The organism is Frigoribacterium sp. CFBP9030 (assembly GCF_034045195.1).
Taxonomy (GTDB): Bacteria; Actinomycetota; Actinomycetes; order Actinomycetales; family Microbacteriaceae; genus Frigoribacterium.
The window spans coordinates 99,017-111,913 of sequence record NZ_JAXCWG010000003.1; the positions used below are offsets into that span (position 1 = coordinate 99,017).

Sequence of the window (12,897 nt, forward strand, 5' to 3'; positions counted from 1 at the left end):
GCTCCTCCCGTCGTTCTGACATCATTCCGGAGGCGCGCCACCGGATCCGGGGAGCCGCCAGCACCGAAGGAGAATCATGGCCAGCATCGTCGAACCGTTCGACACCGTCGACCTCATCCGCGTCAAGCGCGGGTCGGGCGAGCTCAGCACCGCCCAGATCGACTGGCTGATCGACGCGTACACCCGGGGCTACGTCGGCGACGAGCAGATGGCCGCGATGACGATGGCGATCTTCCTGAACGGGATGGAGCGCCGCGAGATCCGCGACATGACCCTCGCCATGATCCGCAGCGGCGAGACCATGGACTTCGCGGGTCTGGGCAAGACCACCGTCGACAAGCACTCGACCGGGGGAGTGGGCGACAAGATCACGCTGCCGCTCGCTCCGCTCGTGGCCTCGTTCGGCGTCGCCGTGCCGCAGCTCTCGGGTCGCGGTCTCGGTCACACGGGCGGCACCCTGGACAAGCTCGAGTCGATTCCCGGCTGGCAGGCGTCGATCTCGAACGACCGGATGCGCGAGATCATGGCCGACAGCGGCGCGGTCGTCTGCGCGGCCGGTTCGGGGCTCGCGCCCGCCGACGGAAAGCTCTACGCCCTGCGCGACATCACGGGCACGGTCGAGGCCATCCCGCTGATCGCGTCGTCGATCATGAGCAAGAAGATCGCCGAGGGCACCGCCGCGCTCGTGCTCGACGTGAAGTTCGGCTCGGGGGCGTTCATCCAGGACATCGACCAGTCGCGTCTGCTCGCCCGCACCATGGTCGACCTCGGGACGGACGCCGGCGTGGCCACGACCGCGCTGCTCACCGACATGAACGTCCCGCTCGGTCTCACCATCGGGAACGCGCTCGAGGTGCGCGAATCGGTCGAGACCCTCGCCGGCGGGGGACCCGCCGACATCCGCGAGTTGACGGTCGCCCTCGCTCGCGAGATGCTCGCGTCGGCGGGTCTGCCCGACGCCGACGTCGAGGCCGCCCTCGACGACGGGCGCGCCATGGACGCCTGGAACCGCATGATCCGAGCACAGGGCGGCGACCCCGATGCCGACCTGCCGACGGCCCGCGAGACCCAGGTCGTGACCGCCGAGCGCTCCGGGTTCCTCACCGAGCAGCACGCCCTGCCGTTCGGCATCGCGGCCTGGCGGCTCGGTGCGGGGCGGGCGCGCAAGCAGGACCCGGTGCAGGCCGCGGCCGGCATCGAGCTGCACGCCAAGCCCGGCGACGCCGTCGTGGCGGGGCAGCCGCTCTTCACCCTGCACACCGACGAGCCGGAGCGGTTCGACCGCGCCCTCGAGGCCGTCCAGGGCGGCTGGGCGATCGGCGACGAGGCGCCGGCTGCGCGCCGCATCGTCGCGGAGCGCATCGCGTAGCAGGCGGCGTCCAGATCCGCGGTCGCGGGCGCGAGTAGATTGAGCCGTATGAGCGCACCGGACAAGGACTACCGCATGCCCGACGGGGGGCCGAGGCTCGCCTCGTTGCCGAAGGTGTCGTTGCACGACCACCTCGACGGCGGCCTCCGCCCCGAGACCGTCGTCGAGCTGGCCGCCGAGGCGGGTCTCGATCTGCCGGTGCAGGGCGGGGCGCAGGCTCTCGGACGCTGGTTCGTCGAGTCGGCGTCGGCCGGCAACCTGCCCGACTACCTCGCCACGTTCGACGTGACCGTCGGGGTCATGCAGACCACCGCCGCGCTCGAGCGCGTGGCCCGCGAGTTCGTGCTCGACCTCGCAGCCGACGGCGTCGTCCACGCCGAGATCCGCTGGGCGCCCGAGCAGCACCTCCGCGTTGGTCTCTCCCTCGACGACGCCGTCGCCGCCGTCCAGTCGGGGATCGACGACGCGGTCGACGAACTCGCCGACGGCGGGCACGAGCTGTCGGTCGGTCAGATCCTGACCGCCCTGCGGCACGGCGACCGCTCGCTCGAGATCGCCACGCTGGCGGTCCGTCACCGCGAGACGGGGGTCGTCGGCTTCGATATCGCCGGGCCCGAAGAGGGGCACCCGGCCGGGGCGCATCGAGCCGCGTTCGACCTCCTGGCCCGCGAGTTCTTCCCCGTCACCGTGCACGCCGGCGAGGCCGACGGCCTCGACAGCATCCGCGGGGCCCTCCTCGACGGCCGGGCGCTGCGTCTCGGTCACGGGGTCCGCCTCGCAGAGGACATCCGGGTCGTCCGCAACCGCGGCGACCAGACGACCGTCGAACTGGGGCCGATCGCGGCGTGGGTCCGCGACCGCGAGATCGCACTCGAGCTGTCGCCGCAGTCGAACCTCCAGACCGGGGCGATCTCGGCCTGGGGCGCCGACCTCGACGACCACCCGTTCGATCTGCTCTACCAGCTCGGCTACCGGGTGACGGTCAACACCGACAACCGCCTCATGAGCGGCACGAGCCTCAGTCGCGAGCTCGCCCTGCTGACGCAGGCGTTCGACTACTCGCTGTCCGACCTGCAGGCGTTCCAGCTGAACGCCGCCGCGGCGTCGTTCCTGCCGTTGGAGGACCGCGACGACCTCGCCGACCGCATCGTGCGCGGCTTCGAGGCGGTCTGACGTGGCGCTCCCACCGCTGCCCGACAGCGCCATCGTCATCGCGACCCGGGTCGACGACTGGCGCCAGGCCGTCCACGTCGCCGGAGCGGCGCTCGTCGCCTCGGGCGCGGCCCTCGAGGGTTACGGCGACGAGATGGAGCGGATGATCGACGAGCACGGCCCGTACGTCGTCATCGCCCCAGGGCTCGCCCTCGCCCATGCGCGACCGGGTGACAGCGTCGTCCGCGACGGCCTCGCCGTCGTCACCCTCGCCGAGCCGGTGCCCTTCGGGCATCCGCACAACGACCCCGTCTCGGTCGTGCTGGGTCTCGCTCTCCCGACCGTCGGCGCTCACCTCGAGTCCGTCGCCGATCTCGCGAACGTCTTCAACGACGAGACGGTGATCCCCGCTCTGGCCGCGGCCACGACCGCGGACGAGATCAGACGCCTGATGGGCGTCCCGGCCTGAGCGCCGGCCCCTGCCCCCGCTGCACCGAGACGGAAGCCATGTCATGAAGATCGTCACCATCTGCGGGGCCGGCATCGGCAGCAGCGGAATCCTCAAGGTCAACGCCGAGCGCGTGCTCGCCCGTCTCGACATCGAGGCCGACGTGGTGGCCGCCGACATCGGCTCCATCTCGACGGTCGCCGACGACGCGCAGGTCATCCTGACCTCGGCCGAGTTCGTGGAGGCGATCGGCAGCACGTTCGCCGACGTGATCGTCATCCAGAACCACTTCGACCAGCAGGAGCTCACCGAGAAGCTGCAGAAGTCGCTCGGCTGAGCGACGCCCGGGCTGCGCGCCCCCGACCCTCAGGCCAGGAGCGCGCGCATCCCCGCCTCCAGGTCGGCGACCGCGGCCTCGGCGGCTGCGCGTCTGGTGATCGCAGCGCCCTCGGTGCTCGAGGCGTCGATGTAGACCTTGAGCTTCGGCTCGGTGCCGCTCGGGCGCACGATGACCCTCGAGCCGTCGGTGAGCCAGTACCGCAGGATGTCGCCGGCGGGGAACGCACCGAACCCGTCGCGGAAGTCGTCGACGCGGTCGACGCGTCGTGAGCCGATCGTCGACGGCGGCGACTGCCGGAGGCGCGATGTGAGGGCGCGGATCGTCGCGAGGTCGTCGACGCGGAGGGAGACCTGCGCCGAGGCGTAGGCCCCGAACCGCTCGTCGAACGCGACGAGGTGCTCGGCCAGGCTGGAGCCCGCCGTGTGCAGCTCGGTGGCGAGGGCGAGCAGGTCGACGGCTGCCGAGATGCCGTCCTTGTCGCGGACGACCTCGGGGTCGACGAGGTAGCCGAGCGCCTCCTCGTAGCCGTAGAGGAGCCCGCCGACCCGCGACACCCACTTGAAGCCGGTGAGGGTGTCGACGTAGTCGAGGTCGTAGACCCGGGCGATCTCGCGGAGCGCCGGCGACGAGACGATGCTCGCCGCGAGCGTGCCGTCGGCGTCGGCGCGCCGCGCGCGTTCCGCAGCTCGCCAGCCGAGGATCGCTCCGACCTCGTTGCCGCTCAGTCGACGCCAGCCGCCCTCGGACGGCACGGCGACGGCGAGACGGTCGGCGTCGGGGTCGTTCGCGATGATCAGGTCGGCGCCGACCCGGTCGGCCGTGGCGAAGGAGAGGTCCATCGCGCCGGGCTCCTCCGGGTTGGGGAACGCGACCGTGGGGAACGCCGCGTCGGGGGCGCTCTGCTCGCTGACGGGGATCGGCTCGGCGAACCCGGCGGTCGCGAACACCCGGCGCGCGACCTCCCATCCGACGCCGTGCAGGGCCGTGTAGACCACCCTCGGCTGGCGGCCCGTCGACGAGGTGCCGGCGACGGCGGCCGTCCGTCGGACGTACTCCATGACGAGGTCGTCACCCGCCACGCTGTAGTCGTCGGATCGGGCGATGTCGGCGACCGACGATCGCGCGGCCTCGTCGATGCGGGCGGCGATCTCGCCGTCGACGGGCGACACGATCTGCGATCCGTCGTCGACGCCGCCGAGGTAGACCTTGTAGCCGTTGTCCTGCGGCGGGTTGTGACTCGCCGTGACCATCACGCCGGCGCTGACGTCGAGCTGACGGACGGCGAAGGCGAGCACGGGGGTGGGGAGCGCCCGCGGGAGGATCGTGGCGCGGACGCCCGCCGCGGCCATGATCTCGGCGGTGTCGCGGGCGAACACGTCGGAGTTCTTGCGCCCGTCGTAGCCGATGACGATCGACGGCTCGCTCTCGCGCCCGGTCAGGAACGCCGCGAAACCAGCGGCGGCCTGGGCGACCAGCACGCGGTTCATACGCTGCGGACCGGCCCCGAGGGCCCCGCGCAGCCCGGCCGTGCCGAACTGGAGGCGCCCGGTGAAGCGGTCGCCGAGGTCGTCGGCCGCGTCGGCGTCGCCGTCGCGGGCCCGCGTGATCAGGGCGTCGAGCTCGTCGCGGGTCTCGACGTCGGGGTCCTGGTCGCGCCAGGCGACGGCGAGGGCGAGCAGTGCGTCGCCGTCGGTCTGCGCGGTACGGCTCACAGCGCGGCCACGATGCGGGCGAGGAGGTCGCTGATCACGGGCTCGGCCTCGCGGCCGGCCTCGAGCACCTCCTGGTGGCTGAGCGGCGTGGTCTGGATGCCCGCCGCGAGGTTGGTGATGAGCGACATGCCGAGGATCTCCATGCCGGCCTGACGGGCCGCGATCGCCTCGAGCGCCGTCGACATGCCGACGATGTGACCACCGATGGCCTTGGCCATCTGCACCTCTGCGGGGGTCTCGTAGTGCGGCCCGCGGAACTGCGTGTACACGCCCTCGTCGAGCGAGGGATCGATCGACCGGGCGACGTCGCGCAGCCGCTTCGAGTACAGATCGGTCAGATCGATGAACGTCGCGCCCTCGAGGGGCGAGTCGGCCGTGAGGTTGATGTGATCGCTGATCAGGACGGGAGTGCCGGGCTTCCACGTCTCGCGGATGCCGCCGGCGCCGTTCGTGAGGATCATCGTGGTGGCCCCCGTCGCTGCGGCGGTGCGGACGCTGTGCACCACCCGGCGGACGCCGTGGTTCTCGTAGTAGTGCGTGCGGGCGCCGATCACGAGAGCGTGCTTGCCCGACGGCAGCAGGATGCTGCGGATCGAACCCGTGTGACCCACGACCGCGGACGCGCTGAAGCCGGTGATCTCGGTGGCGGGGACCTCGGCGACGGTCTCGCCGATCAGGTCGGCGGCCTTGGCCCAGCCGCTGCCCAGGGTCAGGGCGATGTCGTGGTGGGCGACGCCGGTCTTGTCGGCGATCTCGGCGGCGGCGGTGCGGGCGACCTCGAAGGGGTCTGCGGCGCGGTCGTCGAGCGGGTGCATGGTGGTCTCGGACATGCCCACCACTCTAGAGTCTGCGGCCGTCCTGACCTGCTCGACCCGCGCCTCCTCGGCGCTCCTCCCCGAGTCGGGATGCGCTGCACCGGATCGGGGGAGGAGGGCGCCGGGGGCGATCAGTCGATGCTGAGCAGCACGTGACCCGACGAGACGGTCTGGCCGACCGTGGCGTCGATCCCCGAGACGACGCCGTCGCGGTGGGCGGCGACGGGCTGCTCCATCTTCATGGCCTCGAGCACGAGCACGAGGTCGCCCTTGACGACCTGCTGACCCTCGGTCACGGCGAGCTTCACGACGGTGGCCTGCATCGGCGACGTGACCGACGAGCCTGTCGCCGTCACGACACCCGAGCGGGAGGCCCCGCGGCGCTTCGGGGCGACCGAAGGAGGCGCGGTGCGGGCACCGAGACCGGCCGGCAGCGAGACCTCGACCCGCTTGCCACCCACCTCGACGACGACGGTCGTGCGCTCGTCGTCGGGTCGGGGGGCCTCGGCCTCGCCGCTCCAGGCGGGGATGGTGTTGTCGAACTCGGTCTCGATCCAGCGGGTGTAGATCGAGAACGGGGCGCCGTCGGTCGGCGCGAAGGCCGGGTCGTCGACGATGGCACGGTGGAACGGGAGGACGGTGGGGAGCCCGGCGACCTCGAACTCGGCCAGGGCCCGGCGCGAACGCTCGAGCGCGACCTCACGCGTGGGGCCGGTGACGATCAGCTTGGCGAGCAGCGAGTCGAACGAGCCGCTGATCTCGTCGCCGGCCTGAACGCCGCTGTCGACGCGCACGCCCGGCCCGCCCGGGGCCTTGAAGACGTGGATGGGGCCGGGGGCGGGCATGAAGCCGCGACCGGCGTCCTCGCCGTTCACCCGGAACTCGAACGAGTGCCCGCGGGCGATGGGGTCGTCGTAGTCGAGCACGCCGCCCTCGGCCAGACGGAACTGCTCGCGGACGAGGTCGATGCCGGTGACCTCCTCGGAGACGGGGTGCTCGACCTGCAGGCGCGTGTTCACCTCGAGGAACGACACCGTGCCGTCCTTGCCGATGAGGAACTCGCAGGTGCCGGCGCCGACGTAGCCCACCTCGCGGAGGATGGCCTTCGACGACTCGTACAGCGCGGCGGTCTGCTCGTCCGTCAGGAACGGCGCGGGGGCCTCCTCGACGAGCTTCTGGTGCCGACGCTGCAGCGAGCAGTCGCGCGTCGAGACGACGACGACGTTGCCGTGCTCGTCGGCGAGGCACTGGGTCTCGACGTGACGCGGCTGATCGAGGTACTTCTCGACGAAGCACTCGCCCCGGCCGAACGCCGCGACGGCCTCGCGGGTCGCCGAGTCGAACATCTCGGGGACCTCGTCGCGGGTCCGGGCGACCTTGAGGCCGCGACCCCCGCCGCCGAAGGCCGCCTTGATGGCGACGGGGAGTCCGTGCTGGTCGACGAACGCGAGCACCTCGTCGGCACCCGAGACGGGGTTGAGCGTGCCGGGGGCGAGGGGTGCGCCAACGCGCTCGGCGATGTGCCTCGCGGAGACCTTGTCGCCGAGCTGCTCGATGGCCTCGGGCGACGGCCCGATCCAGACGAGGCCGGCCGCCTGGACGGCGCGGGCGAAGTCGGCGTTCTCGGCCAGGAAGCCGTAGCCGGGGTGCACGGCGTCGGCGCCCGAACGACGGGCCACCGAGAGGATCTTCTCGATGACGAGGTAGGTCTCGGCGCTCGTCGAGCCGTCGAGCGCGTAGGCCTCGTCGGCGAGGCGGGCGTGCTGGGCGTCGCGATCCTGGTCGGCGTAGACGGCGACGGAGCCGATGCCGCTGTCACGCGCGGCCCGGATCACCCGGACGGCGATCTCTCCACGGTTGGCGATGAGGACCTTGCTGATACGCGGCATAGTCCCTCAGCCTATTGGGCACCTCTCACCGGTCTTTGGCTGACGTGCACAAAAAGGCGTGGGAGGCGCGTGACGAGTCCTACAAGAGACCCGCGGTCGAAGAGTTCCAGAGCTCGTGCCACGGCACGCCGAACCCGCGCACCATGGCTCGGAGCTCCGGCAGCGACAGGCCGACGACGGCACTCGGCGTCCCGTCGATGCGGGTGATGAAGGCGGCCGCTCGCCCGTCGATGGTGAAGGCCCCGGCCACCTCGAGGGGCTCGCCCGTGGCGACGTAGGCGGCGAGCTCGTCGGGGTCGAGATCGTCGGCGAAGGTGAGCGTCGCGCTCGCGACCCGACCCGCGCCTCCTTCGGGGTGCTCGCGGCTTCGACGGGGCGCCCCGCCCCGATGGTCGATCAGCCAGTGACCCGACCAGAGGGTGCCGTGACCGATCTCGGCCATCCGCCGCCAGCGCTCGAGGGCGATCTCGGGCTCGTGGGGCTTGCCGTGCACCTCGCCGTCGAACTCGAAGGCGGAGTCGCCGCCGAGGACGAGCCCGTCGAGGGGGAGGCCGTCGCGCCGGGTGTCGAGCACGGCCTCGGCCTTCGCCCTCGCCAGCAGCGCCACCGTCTCGGCCGCCGTCAGCGCCCGACCCGCGGCCGCCTCGGCGACGGCGACCGCCGCCTCCTCGTCGACCCCGGGGCTGATCAGGACGGGTTCGATGCCAGCCGACCGGAGCAGCGACAGACGGGCCGGGGAGGTGCTCGCCAGGAAGAGGGGAACGGTCATGTCGACCAGCCTGTCAGACTCGTCGTATGGGAGACATGCAGGGCCGAGAGGTCGAACTGGACGTGACGGGCATCGCACACGGGGGGATCTCGGTGGCGCGACTGGACGGCCGCGTCGTCTTCGTCTCGGACACGCTGCCGGGCGAGCGGGTCGTGGCGCGCATCACGGAAGACCGCAAGAAGTCGTTCTGGCGTGCCGAGACCGTGTCGGTCGTCGAGGCGAGCGAGCACCGCAGGCCTCACGTCTGGTCGGCCGCCGCGGTCGAGGTCGACCCCTCGGCGCGGGCCGGCGGCGCCGAGTTCGGACACATCGACCTGGCCCATCAGCGCGAGCTCAAGAGGCAGGTTCTCCGCGATGCGCTGACCCGCACCGGCGGTCTCGACGCCGAGCGGTCCGACGTCGAGGTCGCGGCCCTGCCGGGCGACGACGAGCGCGGCGGCACCGGCTGGCGCACGCGCGTGCGACTGCACGTCGACGCCGACGGACGCACGGGGCCGTACGCGGCACGGTCGCACACGGTCGTGCAGGTCGACGACCTCCCGCTCGCGACTCCCGAGCTCGTCGAGGCGGCGCCGCTCGGCGACGTCTTCCCGGGTGAGGCCCACATCGACGTGCTGGCCCCGAGCGTCGGCGGCGCCCGTCTCGTCATCGGCGACCAGTCGCGCACCACGATCTACGAGACGGTCGGCGACCGCGAGTTCCGACTCGACGACCGGGGCTTCTGGCAGGTGCACCGCGAGGCCGCCACGACGCTGACGGAGGCCGTCCAGCAGTCGATCCGACCCGACCTGTTCGACCCGAAGGCCGCGAACCTCGACCTCTACGGCGGCGTCGGCCTGCTCGCCGCGGCCGTCGGCGACGCCTTCGGCGCGGGGACCCGCATCACCAGCGTCGAGAGCGACGAACGCGCCACCGAGCACGCGTCCGAGAACCTCGCCGACTGGCTCGGCGCCTCGGCGGTGACCGGGCGGGTCGAGCGTTGGATCCGCCAGACCGCCGCCCAGGCGGGATCCCTCGACCGTGGTCGCTACGCCGCCTCGACCGTGGTGCTCGACCCGCCGCGGTCGGGCGCCGGTCGAGACGTCGTCACGGAGATCGCCGGGCTCGCACCGGCCCAGATCGTGTACGTCGCGTGCGACCCGGTCGCCCTGGCCCGCGACATCGCCCTGTTCCGCGACCTCGGGTACGACGTCGACGCGCTCGCCGCGTACGACCTCTTCCCCAACACCCACCACGTCGAGACGGTCGCGCGGCTCGTCCGGGCCTGACCCGTCGACGCGGACCCCGAGCCCCGGACCCCGAGCCCCGACCGATATGCCGATACGATGGGGCCCGTGCACGCCCGGGGTTTCCAGGGGCCCGGACGCACGCCGAGCGAAGGAACACCGTGTCTGAGACATCGACTGATCCGAACAAGCCCGCCCCGACGACCGCGCCCGTGCGCGTCGCGATCGTCGACGATCACGAGTCGGTGCGGTTGGGCATCCAGGCGGCGTGCCAGAACGAGGGCTTCGAGGTCGTGCTGACGGCCGCCGGCGTGCAGGAGCTCGTCGAGAACCTCTCGGGCCGTGAGGTCGACGTCGTCGTGCTCGATCTGTCGCTCGGCGACGGCTCGACGGTGACGGAGAACGTCAAGCGCGTCCAGGCGACCGGCTCGGCCGTCCTGGTGCACAGCATCGCCGACCGCGTCGCGTCCGTCCGCGAGGCGCTCGCCGCCGGCGCGGCCGGCGTGATCCCGAAGTCGTCCGCCACGAAGACGGTCATGGCCGCGGTCGCGACGGTGGCCCGCGGCGACGTGCTGAACAACCTCGAGTGGGCGAGCGCGATCGACGCCGACCGCGACTTCGCCAAGGCGCAGCTCGGACGACGCGAGCGCGAGATCCTGCACCTCTACGCCTCGGGGCTGCCGCTCAAGCTCGCCGCGCAGCAGCTCGGCATCGGGTACTCGACCGCGCGCGAGTACCTCGACCGCATCCGCGTCAAGTACGTCGAGGTGGGTCGTCCCGCTCCGACCAAGGTCGACCTCCTGCGCCGTGCCGTCGAGGACGGAATCCTCCCCGGGCTCGACGCGGACGGCGGGGATGGTCGCTGACCAGGCCTCCGTGGGGCCGACGGCGCCACCGCGTCCGTCACGGAACCCGATCAGTCGGGCGCTCCTCGAGAAGGTCGTGGGCAGGGTCGTCGGGGCCGGCGGCATCGTCTTCGGCGTGCAGACCATCCCGTCGATGGTCGACCAGATCGGGTCCATGCAAGAGGCATGGGCGTGGTTCATCGGCATCTCGATCTTCGGCGGGTTCGTCGCCGTCGCCGTCGCGAGCATCGTCGTCCGCGGTGCCGAGACCGCTGCGGCCTTCGTCGCCATCTCCTATCTGATCGCGCTGATCACCTGGCCGCTGGCGGTGAACGACCCCAGCGCGGTGCAGACGTCGGTGCCGTGGCTCTGGTACCTCTGCACCGTCGCGACGGCTGCGGCCGCGTACGCGTTCACGGCGTGGATCGCGGTCGGGTACCTGTTCGTCGCCCCGCTGGTCTACGGGCTCATCCGTCTGACCCCCTCAGGAGGCGCGGTGTCGCTGGCGCACGCCGCCCTCGACTCGATCTACGCCGTGCTGCTCGGTGGCGCCGTGCTCATCCTGGTCGTGATCCTGCGGCAGGCGGCCGCCAACGTCGATGCGGCGCAGGCTCTCGCCGTCGCGCGCTACTCGAACGCCATCCGCGAGCACGCCACGGAGCTCGAGCGGGTGCAGGTGGACGCGATCGTGCACGACAGCGTCCTCACGACGTTCATCCAGGCCGCGCGGGCCTACTCGCCCGACGAGCGCGTCCTGGCGACCAACATGGCCCGGAACGCCGTGGCGCACCTCGCCTCCGCTGCGGCCGCGACGCCGTTCGACGAATCGACGACGACCCTCGAGTCCCTGCGTGAGCGGCTCGCCGTCGTGAGCTCCGAGATGGGGGTGTCGGTCGATCTCAAGGCCGGCGATCTCGCGGGGTGCAAAATCCCGTCCGCGGCGGCCGAGGCCCTGTACAGCGCCGCCGTGCAGGCCCTCGTCAACAGCTCGCAGCACGCCGGCCACGGGGTCGAGGTCCGACGCTGGGTCGGCATCGACGCGGGTCCGGACGGCGGGGCGCTGATCGAGGTCGGCGACACCGGGCACGGCTTCGATCCCGCCGTCGTCCCCGGGGAGCGCCTCGGCGTCCGGGTCTCCATCGTCGAGCGCCTGCGGAACGCCGGCGGACGTGCCTGCATCGACTCGCGGCCGGGCGACGGCACGGTCGTCCGTCTGCTGTGGCCGAGCGGCGACATCACCCCGCCGATGCCGGGGCGGCTCTCGTGAGGGTCTCCGTGCCGCGGTGGCTCATCGTGCTGCTCGCCGCCGTCTTCTCCTGCTACCACCTCGTGCTGGCCTCGGTCTCGCTCGACCGGTTCGACGATCCCTGGCCCGTCGTGGCCTGCATGGTCGCGTACGCGGCGGCGACCGTCGCGGCGCTCTGGCCGGGCAGGGGGCCGGCGATGCCCGTCTGGATCGCGGCCTTCGCGCTGGCGGTGAGCATCGTCATCCCGTTGCAGATCACGTCGCAGCTCGACTCGGCGGGGAGGAACGGCTACGCCACCTGGTACGTGGCCGCGATCGGCACCTTGATGGTCATCGTCGCCACGCGTCGCCGGCAGGCGTTCGCCTGGCTCGGGGTGGGCTTCATGGCGCTGCACGGTGCTGCCTGGAGCGGAGCCGACACCCTCGCCGATCTCGGCGTGATCGGCAGCGTGACCTGGGTCGCGTTCGCCACCGCCATGTCGTCGTCGTTGACGAGGGCGAGTCGCGAGACGCGCGAGTTCATCCTCGCCGAGCACGAGGCGGCCGACTGGCAGGCGGCGCAAGAGGCCCATGTCAACGAGCGTCAGTACCGCCTGCTGCAGACCGGACGGACGGCCCGTCCGATGCTGCTCGCCATCGTCTCTCAGGACGGCGATCTGAGCGCCGAGCAGCGGCGCGAGTGCTTGAACCTCGAGGGCGCCATCCGAGACGAGATCCGCGGTCGACGTCTGCTCGACGACGACGTGCGGCGCGAGGTGATGGCGGCTCGTCGGCGCGGGGCGGTCGTGAGCCTGCTCGACGAGGGCGGCCTCGATGACGTCGACGGTGCGGATCTGGCGCGCATCCATCGGACTCTGGCCGATGCGCTGCACGGTTCGGTCGCCGATCGCATCGTCATCAGGACGGTGCCGGGCGGGGGCGACCACGCCGTGACCGTGGTCGGGCTCGGATCGCCGGATCCGAGTTCGAGCGCCCTGGGGCGCGGCTTCTCGAGCACGTCGGACGACGACGAGGGCGACGACGACGAGGTCCAGCTCTGGCTGCAGATCCCGAGGACCCTTTCGGCCTGAACGCCCGAAAAGAAGA

The 12,897-nt window shown here is 72.0% G+C and carries 12 protein-coding genes; 8 read left to right on the forward strand and 4 right to left on the reverse strand.

What is annotated here, in order from left to right; translation table 11 throughout:
• The first annotated feature begins 76 nt into the window (after window positions 1–76).
• From SOM13_RS04555 to SOM13_RS04570, 4 genes are read left to right on the forward strand one after another with little or no spacing between them, the layout of a single operon-like run.
• Window positions 77–1,369, forward strand: coding sequence for a thymidine phosphorylase (locus SOM13_RS04555; protein WP_192058577.1), 1,293 nt, complete (start codon window positions 77–79; stop codon window positions 1,367–1,369).
• 48 nt (window positions 1,370–1,417) lie between these two features.
• Entirely contained in the window at window positions 1,418–2,542 is a 1,125-nt protein-coding gene (locus SOM13_RS04560; protein ID WP_320478990.1) for an adenosine deaminase, read from the forward strand.
• A gap of 1 nt (window position 2,543) precedes the next feature.
• Entirely contained in the window at window positions 2,544–2,990 is a 447-nt protein-coding gene (locus SOM13_RS04565; protein WP_243213615.1) for a PTS sugar transporter subunit IIA, read from the forward strand.
• 43 nt (window positions 2,991–3,033) lie between these two features.
• The gene (locus tag SOM13_RS04570) at window positions 3,034–3,306 is read left to right on the forward strand and encodes a PTS sugar transporter subunit IIB (protein ID WP_192058570.1); all 273 of its coding nucleotides are present in this window, start codon (window positions 3,034–3,036) and stop codon (window positions 3,304–3,306) included.
• A gap of 29 nt (window positions 3,307–3,335) precedes the next feature.
• On the opposite strand, the gene SOM13_RS04575 is transcribed toward SOM13_RS04570, so the two are convergent.
• The 4 genes from SOM13_RS04575 to SOM13_RS04590 form a co-directional block, all read right to left on the reverse strand.
• Window positions 3,336–5,021 (reverse strand): phospho-sugar mutase, encoded by a 1,686-nt coding sequence (locus SOM13_RS04575; RefSeq protein ID WP_320478991.1) that lies wholly within the window; start codon window positions 5,019–5,021, stop codon window positions 3,336–3,338.
• Window positions 5,018–5,851, reverse strand: a complete 834-nt coding sequence (locus SOM13_RS04580; protein ID WP_320478992.1) for a purine-nucleoside phosphorylase — start codon at window positions 5,849–5,851, stop codon at window positions 5,018–5,020. The genes SOM13_RS04575 and SOM13_RS04580 overlap by 4 nt, the downstream gene beginning before the upstream one ends.
• Before the next feature lie 116 nt (window positions 5,852–5,967).
• A complete protein-coding gene (locus SOM13_RS04585; protein ID WP_320478993.1) occupies window positions 5,968–7,725 on the reverse strand; it encodes an acetyl/propionyl/methylcrotonyl-CoA carboxylase subunit alpha in 1,758 nt (585 codons plus the stop codon).
• Window positions 7,726–7,804: 79 nt separating this feature from the next.
• Complete coding sequence (locus tag SOM13_RS04590; protein WP_320478994.1) at window positions 7,805–8,494, reverse strand: Maf family protein; 690 nt, start codon at window positions 8,492–8,494, stop codon at window positions 7,805–7,807.
• A 26-nt stretch (window positions 8,495–8,520) separates the two neighbouring features.
• Between SOM13_RS04590 and SOM13_RS04595 the strand changes: the two genes are divergently transcribed.
• The 4 genes from SOM13_RS04595 to SOM13_RS04610 all read left to right on the forward strand — a co-directional run bounded on the left by SOM13_RS04595 (window position 8,521) and on the right by SOM13_RS04610 (window position 12,881).
• The gene (locus tag SOM13_RS04595; protein ID WP_192058560.1) at window positions 8,521–9,762 is read left to right on the forward strand and encodes a class I SAM-dependent RNA methyltransferase; all 1,242 of its coding nucleotides are present in this window, start codon (window positions 8,521–8,523) and stop codon (window positions 9,760–9,762) included.
• A gap of 119 nt (window positions 9,763–9,881) precedes the next feature.
• The gene (locus SOM13_RS04600; protein WP_192058558.1) at window positions 9,882–10,586 is read left to right on the forward strand and encodes a response regulator transcription factor; all 705 of its coding nucleotides are present in this window, start codon (window positions 9,882–9,884) and stop codon (window positions 10,584–10,586) included.
• Entirely contained in the window at window positions 10,576–11,832 is a 1,257-nt protein-coding gene (locus SOM13_RS04605; protein ID WP_320478995.1) for an ATP-binding protein, read from the forward strand. Before SOM13_RS04600 ends, SOM13_RS04605 begins: the two co-directional genes overlap by 11 nt.
• Window positions 11,833–11,840: 8 nt before the next feature.
• Complete coding sequence (locus SOM13_RS04610; protein ID WP_243213607.1) at window positions 11,841–12,881, forward strand: hypothetical protein; 1,041 nt, start codon at window positions 11,841–11,843, stop codon at window positions 12,879–12,881.
• Window positions 12,882–12,897: the final 16 nt, after the last annotated feature.

What these genes read in the sequence shown, in the direction of transcription:
- SOM13_RS04585 (WP_320478993.1), bottom strand. Translation starts at nt 7,725, where the DNA reads ATGCCGCGTATCAGCAAGGTCCTCATCGCCAACCGTGGAGAGATCGCC.
- SOM13_RS04595 (WP_192058560.1), top strand. Translation starts at nt 8,521, where the DNA reads ATGGGAGACATGCAGGGCCGAGAGGTCGAACTGGACGTGACGGGCATC.
- SOM13_RS04555 (WP_192058577.1), top strand. Translation starts at nt 77, where the DNA reads ATGGCCAGCATCGTCGAACCGTTCGACACCGTCGACCTCATCCGCGTC.
- SOM13_RS04605 (WP_320478995.1), top strand. Translation starts at nt 10,576, where the DNA reads ATGGTCGCTGACCAGGCCTCCGTGGGGCCGACGGCGCCACCGCGTCCG.
- SOM13_RS04590 (WP_320478994.1), bottom strand. Translation starts at nt 8,494, where the DNA reads ATGACCGTTCCCCTCTTCCTGGCGAGCACCTCCCCGGCCCGTCTGTCG.
- SOM13_RS04580 (WP_320478992.1), bottom strand. Translation starts at nt 5,851, where the DNA reads ATGTCCGAGACCACCATGCACCCGCTCGACGACCGCGCCGCAGACCCC.
- SOM13_RS04570 (WP_192058570.1), top strand. Translation starts at nt 3,034, where the DNA reads ATGAAGATCGTCACCATCTGCGGGGCCGGCATCGGCAGCAGCGGAATC.
- SOM13_RS04560 (WP_320478990.1), top strand. Translation starts at nt 1,418, where the DNA reads ATGAGCGCACCGGACAAGGACTACCGCATGCCCGACGGGGGGCCGAGG.